The following is a 15,440-nucleotide window of genomic DNA, read 5'->3' as shown; positions in this document are numbered from 1 at the left end:
CTGCTCAAGCCTCCCGCTGCTCGGCGAGCCTATCGGCGAAGTCGCCGCACGCCTTGTCGAATTCCTTCGCAGCGTGCTTTTCGCCGACGCCCGGATGCTCGGGGACACGGATCTGGACGCGTCCGACGAGATCGCCGGTCTCGCGCTTCGTCTTGACGCCCTTGCCCCTGACGCGCACCTCGGCGCCGCTCGACGTGCCGGCGTGCACCTTGAAGGTCACCGGTTCGCCGTTGAAGTCCTTCGCCTCGACTTTGCCGCCATCGACGGCCTGGCCGACGGTGACCGGCAGGTCCATGACGAGGTCGACGCCGTCCATCGTGAACTTCGCGTCCGGCGTCACGGTGACGGTCAGATACATGTCGCCGTTCCTGCCGCCGTGCATGCCCGGCTTGCCCTTGCCGGCGAGCTTGATCTTCTGGCCGTTCTTCACGCCTGCCGGGATGCGCGTCTTGAACTTCTTGCCGCCCGCGCTCAGCGAGACGGTCGCGCCCTTGACGGCCTGACGGAAGGTCAGCGTGATCTTCGAGTTGAGGTCGGCGCCGTCCTCCGGGGCCGGAGTCGGACGGTAGCCGGCGTAGGCGCCGTCACCGTAGTCCTCGTAGCCGTGGCCGCCGTAGCCGCCTGCGTTGCCGCCGCCGAACATCGAGAAGATGTCGTCGAAGCCCGCGCCGCCGCCGTTCGTCGAGAAGCGGATATGCGAGCCGTTGCCGCCCGCACCTGCGCCGCCGCCGAACATCGAGAAGATGTCGTTGAGGTTGGAGGCGTTGAAGCCGCCCGCGCCTCCCGCACCGCCGGCGAAGCGCGCACCGCCCGCGCCGAACTGGCGGATCGCGTCGTAGCGTTCACGCGATTCCTTGTCCTTGAGCACATCGTAGGCCTCGGAGATGTCCTTGAACTTCTCCTCGCCTTCCTTGGTTTTGTTGATGTCCGGATGGTACTTACGCGCGAGCTTGCGATACGCCTTCGTGATCTCGCTTTCCGTGGCGTCTTTGGAGACACCGAGGGTTTTGTAGAAGTCCTTGTTCAGCCATTCGTTCTCAGCCATGTTGTGCCTCCTTTCGAGGTGTTGCTGAATCCGTCCCCGTCGGGACGGGTGAAAAAGTCTCGTTCATTGCCGGCGAAGGGCGACGTCTTTAAGACGCCTCCCTTCGCCGGCATCCGTCGGTACAGCGCACAGGAGGCCGTGGACCGCACACGATTGTGGTCCACGGCCTCCCCATGCGTCACCGTGTCAGTTCTGCGGCGACGCCACGACCACGCGGGCCGCGCGGATCACGCGATCGCCGATGCGGTAGCCGGCCTCCACAACCGTGTCGACCGTCGCCTTCTCGGCGTCCGGATCCGGCTTGTGCAGCACGGCCTCATGCTTCGTCGGGTCGAAGTCCTCGCCTTTGACGCCGAACTTCTCCACGCCGAACTTCTCGAAGGTCTTCTCGAGCTTCGCCGCGACCGCCTTGAACGAATCATCCATCTGTCCGTGCTCGCGGATGCGATCGATGTCGTCAAGTGCGGACAGCTCCGCCGTCAGCACATCGATGATGCCCTGCTGGCGTGCCCGATCCATGTCCTTGCGCGTGCGGTTGCGGTAGTTGATGAACTCCGCGCGCTCACGCTGCAGCGCTTCGAGGTACTCAGCCGCCTCCTTCTTGGCCTGGCCAAGCGGAGTGAGCTTGCCGTCTTCGGAGTCAGCCTGCGGCGGCTCCTGCTGAGCCGCTTCGGCCGCTTCCTCGGCCGGGGACGGCGCGGACTGCGCCGCGTCGTCCTGTGCCCCGTCCTTCACGTCCGCATCGGCGGGCTGCTGCTCTGCCGCAGCGTCGCGCTCGATGTCGTCCATGAGCTGGGAGCCGGGATCGGCCTGCCCGTCCGCCAACGCGTCGGCGTCGGGCAGGTCATCGAGGTAGTCGTCCTTGTTGAAGTCGGGCATTACTTGTTGTCCTTGTCGTCGTCATCGTCCACGACTTCGGCGTCCACGACGTCGTCGTCACCGGAGTTCGATGCGCCGTTGTCGCCGGCCGGGGCGCCTTCGGTGCCCTGCTGCGCGTAGAGCGCCTGACCGATCTTCTGCGCGGCCGTCATCAGCTTCTCCTGATCCGACTTGATCTTCTCGATGTCGTCGCCCTTGAGCGATTCCTTGAGCTCGTTGACCGCGTCGGTGACTTCCTTGGCCACGTCGTCGGAGAGCTTGTCCTTGTTGTCGTTGACGAGCTTCTCGGTCTGATAGGCGAAGGCTTCGGCCTGGTTGCGGGTCTCGGCTTCCTCCTTGCGCTTCTTGTCGTCGGCTTCGTGGGCCTCGGCGTCGCGCACCATGCGGTCGATCTCGTCCTTCGGCAGTGCGGAGCCGCCGGTGATCGTCATCGACTGTTCCTTGCCGGTGCCCTTGTCCTTCGCGGAGACATGGACGATGCCGTTCGCGTCGATGTCGAAGGTGACCTCGATCTGCGGGACGCCACGCGGAGCCGGAGCGATGCCGGTCAGCTCGAAGGTGCCCAGCGGCTTGTTGTCGCGAGCGAACTCACGTTCGCCCTGATAGACCTGGATGAGCACGGACGGCTGGTTGTCCTCGGCGGTCGAGAAGATCTCCGAACGCTTCGCCGGGATGGCGGTGTTGCGGTCGATGAGCTTCGTCATGATGCCGCCCTTCGTCTCGATGCCGAGCGACAGCGGGGTCACGTCGATGAGCAGGACGTCCTTGCGGTCGCCCTTGATGACGCCGGACTGCACGGCGGCGCCGATGGCAACGACCTCATCCGGGTTGACGGACTGGTTCGGTTCCTTGCCGCCGTCGAGCTCCTTGACGAGCTCCTTGACGGCCGGCATACGGGTCGAACCGCCGACGAGCACGACGTGGTCGATCTGCGAGACGGAGATGCCGGCGTCGGCGAGCACGTTGTTGAACGGCGTGCGGCAACGGTCGAGCAGGTCCTTCGTCATTTCCTCGAAGTGGGCGCGGGTGAGCGTCTCGTCGAGGTGCACCGGGGTGCCGTCAGGGGTCATCGCGAGGTACTGCATGTTGATCGTCGTGGACATCGACGAAGACAGTTCCTTCTTCGCCTGCTCGGCGGCTTCCTTGAGGCGCTGCAGCGCGATCTTGTCCTTGCTCAGGTCGACGCCGTACTTGTCCTTGACGCCCTTGACGAGCCAGTCGATGATGCGCTGATCCCAGTCGTCGCCACCGAGGTGGTTGTCGCCCGAGGTCGCCTGGACCTGAATCGTCGAGAAGCCGTCGTCGTCCTTGCCGATCTCCAGCAGCGAGACATCGAAGGTACCGCCACCGAGGTCGAAGACGAGGATGCGTTCGTCTTCCTTGCCCTTCTCAAGGCCGTACGCGAGCGCGGCCGCGGTCGGCTCGTTGATGATGCGCAGGACGTTGAGGCCGGCGATCGTGCCGGCGTCCTTCGTCGCCTGACGCTGTGCGTCGTTGAAGTATGCCGGGCAGGTGATGACCGCGTCGGTCACCGGCTCGCCCAGATAGGCTTCGGCGTCGCGCTTGAGCTTCATCAGGATCTGCGCCGAGATCTCCTGCGGCGTCCACTTCTTGCCATCGATGTCCACCGTCCAATCGGTGCCCATGTGGCGCTTGACCGAGCTGATCGTGCGGTCGACATTGGTGACCGCCTGACGCTTGGCGACTTCGCCGACGAGGATTTCGCCGGACTTGCTGAAGGCGACGACCGACGGGGTCGTGCGTGCACCTTCGGCGTTCACGATTACTGTGGGCTCGCCACCTTCCAGCGTCGCGATGCAGGAATTGGTGGTACCCAGATCAATACCGACTGCGCGTCCCATACTTGTTCTCCTTTGTTTGGTTCACTACTTGTTACGTTTTCGCTCGAGTTCTGTCTGGCGGCGGTCATCTTTTTGACCGGCCTTCTTGAACCTTCCAAAACTTGAGCCTACATCACTCAACTATTTCATGCCGGACGTTATTCCCACTGCGGAAGATTTTTCCGAAAATGTTTTCCGCCCCGAAAAACCGCTGTTTTGCAACGGTTCCAGCATTCCGGGACGGAAAGTCCAGCCAATCCTCAGCTTGAGCTGATATGCGGTATGCCGCAGAACGCGGTCGCGTTCAGCAGCACACGGTCGCGCTCCGCCGCCGCAGCGGCGACGCCGCGCCCGTCATCGCCACGAACAGCAGCATCACGCCGGCCGCCACGGCCCAGCGCGCCTCGCCGTCGCCGTCGCGCCCATCGATGAAACCGGACGCAACGGCACCAGTCCGCGTCCCAAACCATCGACCCAGCCGGCGAACCGAGACGCTCCGTCCCGAGCCATCGACCAACTCGACGAAACCACCCGCAACCAGACCCGATAGCGGGACAAACCATCGACGACTTCGACGAGCCGGGACGCAAACCGCACCTCCCGCGTCCCAAACCGTCGCGCGCGCCGACGGAACCGGACGCAAACCGCACCCAACCGCCAACGCGCGCCCAACCCCAAAACAGCGGGGCGGCCATGCCCCCTCGGCATGCCGCCCCGTATTCCCTTGCCCTTTGGCCCTCACCAACGGACGATGCGAAGCCTTTCGTTACAACCCCTGATTCCTCTAATGGTTCTTCTAATGCCTAGTTCCTCATCCTCATCCCGCGGTATTCCTACGACGGCCCAGCCATGCCCTGCATCCTCGCAGGGGTCGTGCAGGCCGCACCCGTCAGGCGTCCGGCAAACACCCGTCACCGCTCGAGCGGCGTATCCGGGTCGAGACGGGCGTCGGTGCCGCGCAGGATCAGCTTCGGCTCGATCGTCGAATGCGGTTCCTCCAACTCCTCGCCGGCGAGCAGCTTCAGGCACTTGCGCGCCGCCGACGCGCCCATCGCGAACGGATCCTGGCGCATCGTCGTCAGGTCGATCGTGTCCGCGTAGGACGAGTCGTCGAAACCGATGATCGAATAGTCGCGCGGCGTGCGGTAGCCGTGGCGCTGCAGCTTGAGCACGAGCGGAATCGCCATCATGTCCATCTGGCAGCAGATCGCGTCCGGGAACGTTTCCTCGGAAAGCACGGCCGCGAGCGCCGCGTCGGCGAAATCATGCCCCCGCGGCACCGACAGCACCTTCCAATCGATGTCGTGCGTCTTCTGCGCGGCCTCGCAGGCGCGGATGAATCCGCGTCCGCGCGCGTCGATCGACGATTCGAGCGATTCCTCGGCCGCCGAGCATGTGTAGACGATGCGCTTGTGCCCGAGGTTGATCATGTGCTGCGTCGCGCGGTACATGCCCTGTTCGTCGTCGACGCTGATCGTCGCGTCGAAGGCTTCGACGTTCGGCGTGTTGATGCCGATGATCGGCACACGCGTGCGCCTGAGCTGCTCGACCTCCTCCGGCTCTATCGCAAAGGACGCGACGAACACGGCGTCGACGTTGCGCAGCACCGGCATGTCGTGGAAGAACTGCGTGCGCGTGCGCGCGTCGTCGATGTGCTGGAACAGCGAGATGTCGTAGCCTTCCTTGTGCATCACCGAGTTGACGCCGGCGAAGACCTCGACGTTGAACCAGCTGGTGATCTCCTGATTCATCAGCAGCGCGACGCGGAAGGTCTGTCCCGACTTGAGTGCCGTCGCCGAACGGGAGATGTTGAAATCGAGTTTCGCCGCGGCGCTCATGACTTTCTCGCGTGTCCGTTCGGACACGAGTTCCGGCCGGGTGAACGCTCGTGAGACGGTGGAGATGGACACTCCCGCAAGCTGCGCGACTTCGCGGATTCCTTGCTTTTGCACGATTGCCCCTTTACTTGATTGTGCTTTCCCTTGTTGATTGTGATGGTGGTTGTCCGATTATCCGCGGCTGCCTCGCCGCGAACCGTCAACGCACAACGACCAGTCCGCACACGAGCAGCATCAGCGGGTAGATCGCATAGAACACCCACTTCGTCCATGTGTGCCGATAGCCGATCTCGTCGTTGCGGTAGTGGAGGAACGCGACGCCGATGCCCGGTGTGATGAAGCACACGGCGCCGAGAAGCGCCGCCGTGAACATCATCGTGTTCTCACGTGCGTGCAGATAGTAGAAGATGAGCGCCATGCCGAGCGTGACCATGCCGATATTGAGCATCGCCTGCGACTGTCCAATCTTGAACAGCCAGTCCCATAGCAGGCCGACGAGGATGACCAGCACGCTGAGTGTGATGCGCAGCCCCTTGCCGTAGTCCTCCATCATCTCGAGCAGCACGAGCACGATCAATGCGATGACGAGGCCGAAGACCGGGTTCTGCGAGCGCAGGTCGAAGAAACTGCCGAAGGTGGCCATGTCGTAGGGCACTTCGCTGACGAGTGCGAGCACGAGCAGCTGCACACCGTAGCGCAGCCAGCTGCGCGTATGGTCGAAGCCGGTGTACAGCAGCCATGCGTAGATCGGGATCGCGACCCAGGAGACGGCTTCGCACAGCACCGACACGGTGAGCGAGGCCATGTTGTCCGCCGTCGGCGCGCCGAGCAGCATCGGCATCAACGTGACGCTCGCTGCCGAAAGGAACAGCAGCACGTCGCCGATGACCTTGAGCTTGAACCTCGACAGTCCGCGATGTTTGCGCTGCTTCTTCTCGTCCAGATACCGTGTGTATTCGTCCACCATAGTGTTTCGTCCGTTCCGTCGTCGCCCGCGCGACGCTCAGTCCTTCGCCTCCGTGTCGTTTTCCGTATCGTCGTCCGCGCCGCCCGCCGCCCGCGGCGCCTGCAGCGCGTTCCACGCCGCGTCGGCGCCGTGGATGAAGGCGAGCAGTCCGTCGTAGTCGGCTCCTTCGAGCGAGATGGCCGCCTGCGGCACCGTGGCGCCGCCGGTGTTGTCGTCGGTGTGCAGATAGGCGGCGTCGATGCCGCAGGCGACGGCGCCGAAGACGTCGCTGTTCTCGTCGTTGCCGACCATGAGCGCATGCTCCGGCTCGACGTCAGCGTGCATGAGCGCGCGGCGGAAGATCTCGAACGACGGCTTGCGCACTCCTTCGTCGCTCGAGATGATGATGTCGTCGAACATCTCGTCGAGTCCGAGCAAGGTGAGCTCCGGCCTCGTGTAGCACGCCTGCGCGTTGCTGACGAGGATGACGGTGCGGCCTTCGTCGTGCAGACGGTCGAGCAGTTCGATCGCGCCGGGGAACAGCTGCAGCTTCGTCGTGCTCGCGCGGCGGAAGGTCCACGCGGCGGCACGCGCCTGTTCGGGCGTGCCGTCGATCCAGCACGCGTCGAACAGGCCGCGGTATGCGGGCAGCAGATCCGGCTCAAACCATTCGCGCTGGTCGCGCGTCGCGTTCGCCTTCGCGCGTTCGCGGGCGAACTGCGCGCGCAGCTGATCGTTCGTCGCGAATTCGGCGCCGTCCCGGTACAGTGCGCACCGCAGCGCCGTCCACGGGCCCTCGCTTTGCTCATCCGTGTGGATGTCGACGAGGGTGCCGTAGAGGTCGAAGAACACCGCTTGATACTTGAGTGCCGTTGTCATCGGATTCCTTTCAGCGCCGTTCAGCGCGTGTCGCGGCCCGTTTCGAGCCTCCAGACGCGCAGCGAGCGCGCCGGCATCGGCATGCGGCCGTCGACCGATTCGGTGCGGCGCGGATCGGGCATGCCGTCGTGCATCGTCGAATCGAGCACGCAGACCCAGCGCGGCTGCGCCGTGTCGTCGTCGGCGCCCGCGGGCATCGGCAGTTCGTCGTGGGCGTCATCGGCGTAGGCGTGCGTGAGCTTGTCGGCGGCAATCGTGTGGTCGTCGACGTCCGGATTGACCGTCACGGCCGTGTCGTGCATCCGGTAGGCGACGGCGTTGCCCGGCGCGTCGACGGCGATGTGCTCGGCGTCAAACCAGTCCGGGTTCGCGCGGCGCAGCGCGATGAGGCGACGGTAGTAGTCGCGCAGCTCGCCCATACGCCAGGCGCGGCGCCAATCCACTTCGTTGACCTCCTTGCCGGAGTCGAAGGAATTGTCGTTGCCGTGCTTCGTCTTGCCGAATTCCTCGCCGGCGAGCATGAACGGGATGCCGGCGGCCGTGTAGATGATGCCCGCGGCGAGCTTGTTCGCCTCGAGCACGGCCGTCGTCTGCGGGCTCGGCTCGGCGTCGAAGATCGCATCGAGCCGCTCGTCCCCTTCGCACATGCTCATCGTCAGCTTGTCCCACAGCGTGAGATCGTCGTGGGCGCTCACGTACTGGATGATCTGCCCGGCTTCGCCTTCGTTCGTCTCCGGTGCGCGCCACGCGTCCGCCCCCAGCTCGATGAGCGGCTTGTTCGCCTTCGCGTCACCGTTCACGTAGCCTTTGCGCTCCATATAGAAGACATGGCCCTTGATCGCGTCGCGCGTGCGGTCGCAGAAGTGGCCGATGCGCGTGTTGAGATAGCGCAGCCCCTCCTTGTTGGCGAGTTCGGTGCCCGGCAGCGTGTTCGTTGGCCCGGCCGCCCACGGCTCGCCGTACATCAGGATCGATTCGCCTCCCGGCAGACGGTCGAGCGACGCGCGCACCATGTTCATCGTCTGCACGTCGATGAGGCCCATCAGGTCGAAGCGGAAGCCGTCGAGATGGTATTCGCGCGCCCAGTAGGTGACCGATTCGACGATGAACCTGCGGAACATCGCGCGTTCGGTCTGCATGTCGTCGCCGCAGCCGGAGCCGTTCGCCAACGTGCCGTCGTCGTTGCGACGCAGGTAGTATCCCGGCACCGTGCGTTCGAACCAGTTGTCGGCCGAATACATGTGGTTGTAGACGACGTCCATGATGACCTTGATGCCGTTGGCGTGCAGCGACTGGATCATCCGCTTGCATTCGGTGATGCGGTTCGCGCCGTCGTAGGGGTCGGTCGAGAACGAGCCTTCCGGCACGTTGTAGTTGAGCGGATCGTAGCCCCAGTTGAACTGGGACGGGTCGCGCTCGTCGACGGAACCGTAGTCATAGAACGGCAGCAGCTGCACGGCGGTCACGCCGAGGTCGCGCAGATAGTTCATGCACGTCGGGTGTTCGCCGTCGCCATCGAGCGTCGTGTCGTCGTAGGTGAACGCGAGGTACTTGCCTCGGTGCTCCTCGGGAACGCCGCTGTGGGGGTTGTTGCTGAAGCTGCCGACGTGCGCCTCCCAGACCATCGTCTCCGAGGTCGGCGTGCGCGGACGTTCGTCCTCGTCCCAGCCCTCCGGGTCGGTGCGCGCGAGGTCGACGACCATGCTACGGCGCCCGTTGACGCCGGCCGCACGCGCCCAGGGGTCGGCGGAACGGTGCGTGACGCCGCCGTCGAATTCAAGAAGATAGTCGTAGTAGACGCCGTCGAGGTTCCGTGGGAGATCCGCGGTCCAGGCGCCATCGGACTGCTTCGCCATCGTCACGGTCTCGATGAGCATATCATCGGACTGCTCGGAGGAACCGCGGGTGAACAATCGCAGCGTCACAGTACGCGCCGATGGTGCCCAGAGAGCGAACTGGGTGCCGGATTCGCAAACCTCGGCACCCAGTGTGCGTTCCAGACAAAGCGGGAACGGTTCTGCGACACCCGGCTCCAACCCTTCGGAAAGGGGCTCGAATGCCTGAATCATGATCAGCCTTTCACTGCACCCGACATGGATTCCTGATAGAAGCGCTGCATCACGATGAACAGGATCGCGATCGGGACGGAGATGATCACAGCGGCTGCCGCGAAGCGGCCGAACCAGGTGTTGATGTACTCCTTCTCGAGCATGAGCCACAGACCCAGCGAGGCCGTGTAGTTCTCCTGCGTGCGGGCGATGACCTTCGCCATGACGAAGTCGAGCCACGGGATCAGGAAGCCGGTAATGGCCTGGTAGACGATCATCGGCTTCGACATCGGGATGATGATCTTCGTGAAGACCTGCCAACGCGTGCAGCCGTCGAGCATCGCGGCCTCGTCAAGCGAGATCGGGATCGTATCCATGAAGCCCTTCATGACGTAGAAGCCTGCACCGGTGCCCGCCGAGTAGACGAGAATCAGAGCGAGGATCGTCATGCCGTCGCTCGTCAGACCTATCGCCTTGAGGATGAAGTAGATCGCGACGACGGACATGATGGACGGGAACATGCCGAGGATCAGCACGAGGTTCATGAACGAGCGGCGGCCACGGAAGCGCATACGGCTCATGCAGTATGCGACCGAGAGCACGAACCACACGGAGATGAGGCACGTGAAGATCGAGATGATGAAGGTGTTCAGGAACATGCGCGGGAAGTCCAGGACCTTACGGTCGGTGAACAGGCCGATGTAGCTGTCGAACGAGTACTCCGTCGGGAAGAACGTGCTCTGGTACGGAGCGGTGTTCTTGTTGAAGCTCTCGAGGAAGATCCAGACGATCGGCAGCAGCCAGATGACCGCGAGCACGCCGAGGAGGATGTAGGTCGCCACGTCGGCCGCGATGCGCCGCTTCCTCTGATCGTGCAGGAATCCTTGGCTCTGCGCTTTGACTTCAGTGTGCTTACTCACCGGAAGGCCTCCTCGTTCTTATAGGAACCGCTGTTGCGGTAGGTGATCAGCGAGACCGCGGCAAGGACGATGAACGTCATGATGCCGATGACCGCGCCGAGGTTGTAATCGTTGCGATCCACCGTGAGCTTGTACAGCCAGGTGATGAGCAGGTCGGTCTTGCCGGCGGAAGCGCCGTTGACGGCCGGATCACCACGCGTGAGCAGGTAGATGACGTTGAAGTTGTTGACGTTGCCGGTGAACGTCGTGATCAGGTACGGCGTGAGCACGAAGATGATGTACGGCATCGTGATCTTCGTGAAGATCTGCCACCAGTTCGCACCGTCGATCTTCGCGGCCTCATAGAGGTCGGCCGGGATGTTCTGGAGGATGCCGGTCACCTGCATGATCGTGTACGGAATGCCGATCCACAGATTGACGATGATGACGGTCACACGCGCCCACGTGGCGTCGGTGAAGAACGGCATCGGGCCGTCGATCCAGCCCCAGTTCTGCAGCAGGCGGTTGACGGCGCCGGTCGGCTGCAGCATCTGGTGCATGACGAGCAGCGAGACGAACTGTGGGACGGCGATCGACATCGAGAAGATCGCACGCCACACGTTCTTGCCGTAGGTCGTCTTGCGGTTGATGATCATCGCGAGGAACAGACCGAAGAAGAAGTTCAGGAACGTCGCGAAGAACGCCCAGATCAGCGTCCATCCGAGGACGGACAGGAACATGCTGCCCGAGACCGCGCTGCTGCCGGTGTTCGAGAACACCGTCTTGAAGTTCTCAAGGCCGACCCATTTGAACAGCGTCAGATGGTTGTGATCATAGCTCGTGAACGCCATCGAGATCATGAAGATCAATGGCAGGACCGTGAAGATCAGGATGCCGGCGATCGGCAGGAACAGCAGCAGCTGGTTCGCCTTGGCGTCGAAGAGCGTGTGGATGTCGTCCATGAAGGACGGGGCATGGCCGTTCTTGCCGGCCAGGCACTGCGCCTTGTATGCGGAGCGGATCTCGAGGATCCACCACAGCACGAAGACGACACAGAAGACGACGGTGGTCACGCCGTAGAGCAGGCGCAGGACCGTGTTGTCGCCCGGGATGTTCACGTACTGACCGTTGACCCAGCCGCTGCGGGGCTTGTTGCCGCCGAGCGTGATCAGGTTCTTGATGCACGTGCCGCCGGTCATGATCATGTAGATGATGAACAGGACCTCACCGGCGAAATAGATGAGACCCTTGACGTATTGCTTGCGAACCACGTTGCCGAGGCCGAAAATCAGGATGGACAGCTTGGTGAAGACGTCGCCCTTCTCCAAGGCGTTCTTCAGCGTGTATGGCGATGGTGCCACATAGTCCGCGCCCAGTTTCCGGCGGCGCCGCAGTTCTCGTTGTGAAAGGGTTACCGTACTCATGAACCCTCTACCGCCTCTCTTTTGAAAAGTATGATGTGTGGGGCGTGCGACCGTGCCCACGAACCGTGCGACCTCGCAACGGCCTGCGGACGGGTGCGTGCATAGCCCGAGAATGACCCCCACGCACCCCTCAGGCGACGCCGCCTGATTGATCCTGAACATGAGGTGTGCGGAAAGCTCAGGATCTGAGGCCTTCCGCACACTATTTTCGATTATCCACCGATAATCTCACCGGCACAGGCCGGTGGGATGGAGCCTTGAGGCCCCGCGAAATCACTCCTCAGTCGCCTGAGCCTTGACTTCCTTGTTCTCGGTCTCCATCCAGGTCTTCGTCTGATCCTTGTAGTTGTCAGCAGTGACGTCCTTGTTGTAGATGGCCTTGCCGAAGTTCTCGGCCGGGGTCCACCAGCCGTTCATCGCGGCGATCGTCGGCTGCAGCACGGAGGTCTTCTCGATCGTGTCGATCTGAGCCTGGACGTACGGGGCGTCCTTCATGCCTTCGAGGTCGGTCAGCGTCTTGTCGGACGGAACGATCTCGCGCATCTCCCAGTGCTTCTTCTGGGCGTCGGCGGAGCCGAGGAAGGCGGCGAACTCGGAGGCGACCTGCGGGTTCTTCGCGCTCGGGTTGAAGGCAACGGCCTTCGAGCCGGCGAAGGACTTCATCTGGAAGTCCTTGCCATCGGCGGTGAAGGACGGCATCTTGACGGCGCCGTACTTGTCGCCGAGGCCCTTCTTGACGTCAGCGGCCGACCAGGAGCCGGAGAACATCGCGTCGGTCGTGCCGTCGACGAGGTTCGAGACACCGTTGGTGCCGTCGTCGAGGACGAAGTTCGGGTTGGCGACCATGTCGACGAGGTACTTGGTCACGGCATCGGCGTTGGAGCCGAAGTCAATGCCCGCGGCACCGTCCTGGCCCTTGTCGCCGAACATTTGCATGCCGGCGCCGAGGTAGAACGCCGGGATGTACCAGGAGTTCGTCAGCGGGTAGGAGACCTTGCCCTTCTCGAGCATCGTGTTCAGGTTCTTGACGTCATCAGCCGAGAACTTGTCCTTGTTGTAGTACATGAAGTACGTGTTCGAGGTGTACGGCACACCGTAGATCTTGCCGTCGGCGCCGGTGACCGACTGGACCATCGTCTTGGAGTTCTGGTCCTGGACCTGCTTGGCGACGTCCTCGCTCACTTCGCCGATGGCGTTGAGCTTGATGAGGGTGCCGAGCTGATCGTTCGCGAACATGTAGACGTCGGCCGCAGCGGACGGATCCGTCTGCACGGTCTTGGCGGCGTCGCCTTCGGAGACGGTCGCGTTCTTCCAGGTGATGTCATAGTTGGCGTGGGCCTTTTCGAACGCCGCTTCCATGTCGTTGATCCAGTCGGCGTCCTCCGACGGAGCCCACACGGTGAGCGTCGCGGTCTGCTTCTCGTTCGAGTTCGAAGCGGCGGCGTTGCCGTTCGCGTTCGAATCGTTGCCGCCGCAAGCCGCCATCGGGACGAGCATCGCAACAGCCGCGGTCAGACCGATTGCCTTCTTCCAATTGATCATCATTGACCTTTCCTTTCCATCAATCAATGCAGTTGCATCTGTTTTCCTCAACATCACGCATGCGGGAACCCCGCGAATCAGCTCCGCGAGGTCTCCACGTCGTAGCCACCTCCACCGTTGGTATTCAGCGGAGCGCTGCGTAACGCTTCAGTGGTCTATACTGTATACCACACCTGCAAACGTTGTCAAAAACTGTCCGCATCGTGAGTGTCGTTTTCACGGAAACGCCGTGAGCGTTACCCCACAGCAAGGAGCGATATGACCAACTCAATGAACACACCTGTTTCATGGCTGCAACAGGCCGTCTTCTACGAGGTGTACCCGCAGAGCTTCAACGATTCGAACAACGACGGCATCGGCGACATCCCGGGCATCACCGAACGCCTCGACTATATCCGGTCATTGGGCTGCAACGCCTTGTGGCTCAACCCCTGCTTCGCCTCGCCGTTCCGCGACGCCGGATACGACGTCGCCGATTACACGAAGGTCGCGGAGCGCTACGGCACCAACGATGACCTCATCGATCTGTTCGCCGCGGCGCACTCCCGGGGCATGCACGTCCTGCTCGATCTTGTCCCGGGGCACACGAGCGACGAACATCCGTGGTTCATCGCCAGCAGTGAAGAACGGCACAACCTGTACACCGACCGCTATATCTGGACCGACTCGTGGATCACCGGCGGCGACGGCCTGCCGTTCATCGGCGGCGTCTATCCACGCAACGGCGCGGCGATCACGAACTTCTTCGCGTTCCAGCCGGCGCTCAACTACGGCTTCGCGCATCCGACGAAGCCCTGGCAGCAGCCGGCGCTCGGCGACGCGGCGCTCGACACCTGCGGCGCGATGCTCGACGTCATGCGCTTCTGGCTGTCGCGCGGAGCCGACGGCTTCCGCGTCGACATGGCCGACAGCCTCGTCAAGAACGACGACAACGGCAAGCCGTCCACGATCGCGACCTGGCGGTACATGTTCAAGCAGATCCGCGAGGAGTTCCCGGACGCGGCCTTCGTCTCCGAATGGGGCCGCCCGGACGAGGCCTTCGACGCCGGCTTCGACATGGACTTCTATCTCGACTGGCGCTGGGATGGCGTGCCGAACGGCTACAACATGCTGCTGCGCAACACCGACACCCCGATGCTGCACGACGGCGACAAGAGCTATTTCAACGCGGACAGTGGCGTCGGCATCCGCGCTTTCCTCAACGAATACGAGCCGCGCCTCGAGCAGGCGCGCAAGCGCGGCGGCTACCTCGACCTCATCACCTGCAACCATGACACGGCGCGCGTCGCGCCGCGCCTGTTGCCGCAGGAGATCCGCCTCGCTTATGCGACGATGCTGCTGATGCCGGGCGCCCCGTTCATCTACTACGGCGACGAGATCGGCATGCGCTACCGCGACCTGCCCACGAAGGAGGGCGGCTATACACGCACCGGCAGCCGCACGCCGATGCAGTGGGACCGTTCGGCGAACGACGGCTTCTCCGGAGCGAGCGCCGACGCGCTCTATCTGCCGATTGACGAATCCGACGACGCGCCGACCGTCGCCGACCAGATCAATGCCGACGACTCGCTGTGGACGGCCGTCCATGACGTGCTCGCATTGCGCGCCGACTCGCCGGCCTTCCGCGCCGACGCCGACTTCACCGTGCTGTTCGCTTCCGACGAGCGCCGTTCCTTCGTCTTCAAGCGCACGAAGGACGGCGTCAGCGCCGTCGTCGCCGTCAACCCGGGCCGTGAGACCGAAACGATCGAGCTGCCGGTCGGCGAAGGCAGCGAGGCGCGCACCGTGACACTGTCCTATGGCGACCCGACGCTCGACTACACGACGCTGACGCTCCCGCCGCAGTCCTTCGCCGTCCTGCAGTAGCCGTTCGGACGGAGTGGGACGCAGAACCTCTGACCTTGCGTCCCATTCCGTCCCATCGGCCGCCGATCCAATCCGCCAGCGTCCCAACCCATCGGTCACCTCGATGGACCGGGACGCAAAAGGGCCCGTTTCCGTCCCGTACCATCGAACCCATCGACGAACCGTCCCGCTCCGTCCCAACCCATCGGTCACCTCGACGAACCGGGACGCAAAAGGGCCCGTTTGCGTCCCAA

The 15,440-nt window shown here is 63.3% G+C and carries 11 protein-coding genes; 1 reads left to right on the top strand and 10 read right to left on the bottom strand.

All coding sequences use genetic code 11. The features are described 5' to 3' along the window. Positions 1 to 4 precede the first annotated feature (4 nt). The 10 genes from BCHO_RS06710 to BCHO_RS06665 all read right to left on the bottom strand — a co-directional run bounded on the left by BCHO_RS06710 (position 5) and on the right by BCHO_RS06665 (position 13,344). Positions 5 to 1,045: a DnaJ C-terminal domain-containing protein gene (locus tag BCHO_RS06710; protein ID WP_024541532.1), complete on the bottom strand. Its 1,041-nt coding sequence runs from the start codon at positions 1,043 to 1,045 to the stop codon at positions 5 to 7. A 186-nt stretch (positions 1,046 to 1,231) separates the two neighbouring features. Beyond that, positions 1,232 to 1,924, bottom strand: coding sequence for a nucleotide exchange factor GrpE (gene grpE, locus BCHO_RS06705; RefSeq protein WP_024541531.1), 693 nt, complete (start codon positions 1,922 to 1,924; stop codon positions 1,232 to 1,234). Beyond that, the gene (gene dnaK / locus BCHO_RS06700; protein ID WP_024541530.1) at positions 1,924 to 3,786 is read right to left on the bottom strand and encodes a molecular chaperone DnaK; all 1,863 of its coding nucleotides are present in this window, start codon (positions 3,784 to 3,786) and stop codon (positions 1,924 to 1,926) included. The genes grpE and dnaK overlap by 1 nt, the downstream gene beginning before the upstream one ends. Before the next feature lie 890 nt (positions 3,787 to 4,676). After that, positions 4,677 to 5,717 carry a LacI family DNA-binding transcriptional regulator gene (locus BCHO_RS06695; protein ID WP_024541529.1) on the bottom strand — a complete coding sequence of 347 codons (1,041 nt, stop codon included), beginning with the start codon at positions 5,715 to 5,717 and terminating at the stop codon, positions 4,677 to 4,679. A gap of 85 nt (positions 5,718 to 5,802) precedes the next feature. Further along, entirely contained in the window at positions 5,803 to 6,570 is a 768-nt protein-coding gene (locus BCHO_RS06690) for a TraX family protein (protein WP_024541528.1), read from the bottom strand. Positions 6,571 to 6,606: 36 nt separating this feature from the next. Beyond that, positions 6,607 to 7,428 carry an HAD family hydrolase gene (locus BCHO_RS06685; protein ID WP_024541527.1) on the bottom strand — a complete coding sequence of 274 codons (822 nt, stop codon included), beginning with the start codon at positions 7,426 to 7,428 and terminating at the stop codon, positions 6,607 to 6,609. Positions 7,429 to 7,448: 20 nt separating this feature from the next. Further along, complete coding sequence (gene pulA, locus BCHO_RS06680; protein WP_029675716.1) at positions 7,449 to 9,497, bottom strand: type I pullulanase; 2,049 nt, start codon at positions 9,495 to 9,497, stop codon at positions 7,449 to 7,451. Positions 9,498 to 9,499: 2 nt separating this feature from the next. After that, positions 9,500 to 10,396, bottom strand: coding sequence for a sugar ABC transporter permease (locus BCHO_RS06675; RefSeq protein ID WP_024541525.1), 897 nt, complete (start codon positions 10,394 to 10,396; stop codon positions 9,500 to 9,502). After that, complete coding sequence (locus BCHO_RS06670) at positions 10,393 to 11,769, bottom strand: carbohydrate ABC transporter permease (RefSeq protein ID WP_024541524.1); 1,377 nt, start codon at positions 11,767 to 11,769, stop codon at positions 10,393 to 10,395. The genes BCHO_RS06675 and BCHO_RS06670 overlap by 4 nt, the downstream gene beginning before the upstream one ends. A gap of 303 nt (positions 11,770 to 12,072) precedes the next feature. Continuing rightward, the gene (locus tag BCHO_RS06665; protein ID WP_024541523.1) at positions 12,073 to 13,344 is read right to left on the bottom strand and encodes an extracellular solute-binding protein; all 1,272 of its coding nucleotides are present in this window, start codon (positions 13,342 to 13,344) and stop codon (positions 12,073 to 12,075) included. Between the two features lie 255 nt (positions 13,345 to 13,599). Between BCHO_RS06665 and BCHO_RS06660 the strand changes: the two genes are divergently transcribed. Then, positions 13,600 to 15,207: an alpha-amylase family glycosyl hydrolase gene (locus BCHO_RS06660; RefSeq protein ID WP_024541522.1), complete on the top strand. Its 1,608-nt coding sequence runs from the start codon at positions 13,600 to 13,602 to the stop codon at positions 15,205 to 15,207. Positions 15,208 to 15,440: the final 233 nt, after the last annotated feature.

The organism is Bifidobacterium choerinum, from assembly GCF_000741135.1.
Lineage (GTDB): Bacteria > Actinomycetota > Actinomycetes > Actinomycetales > Bifidobacteriaceae > Bifidobacterium > Bifidobacterium choerinum.
This window is presented reverse-complemented; position numbering and strand designations above follow the sequence as displayed.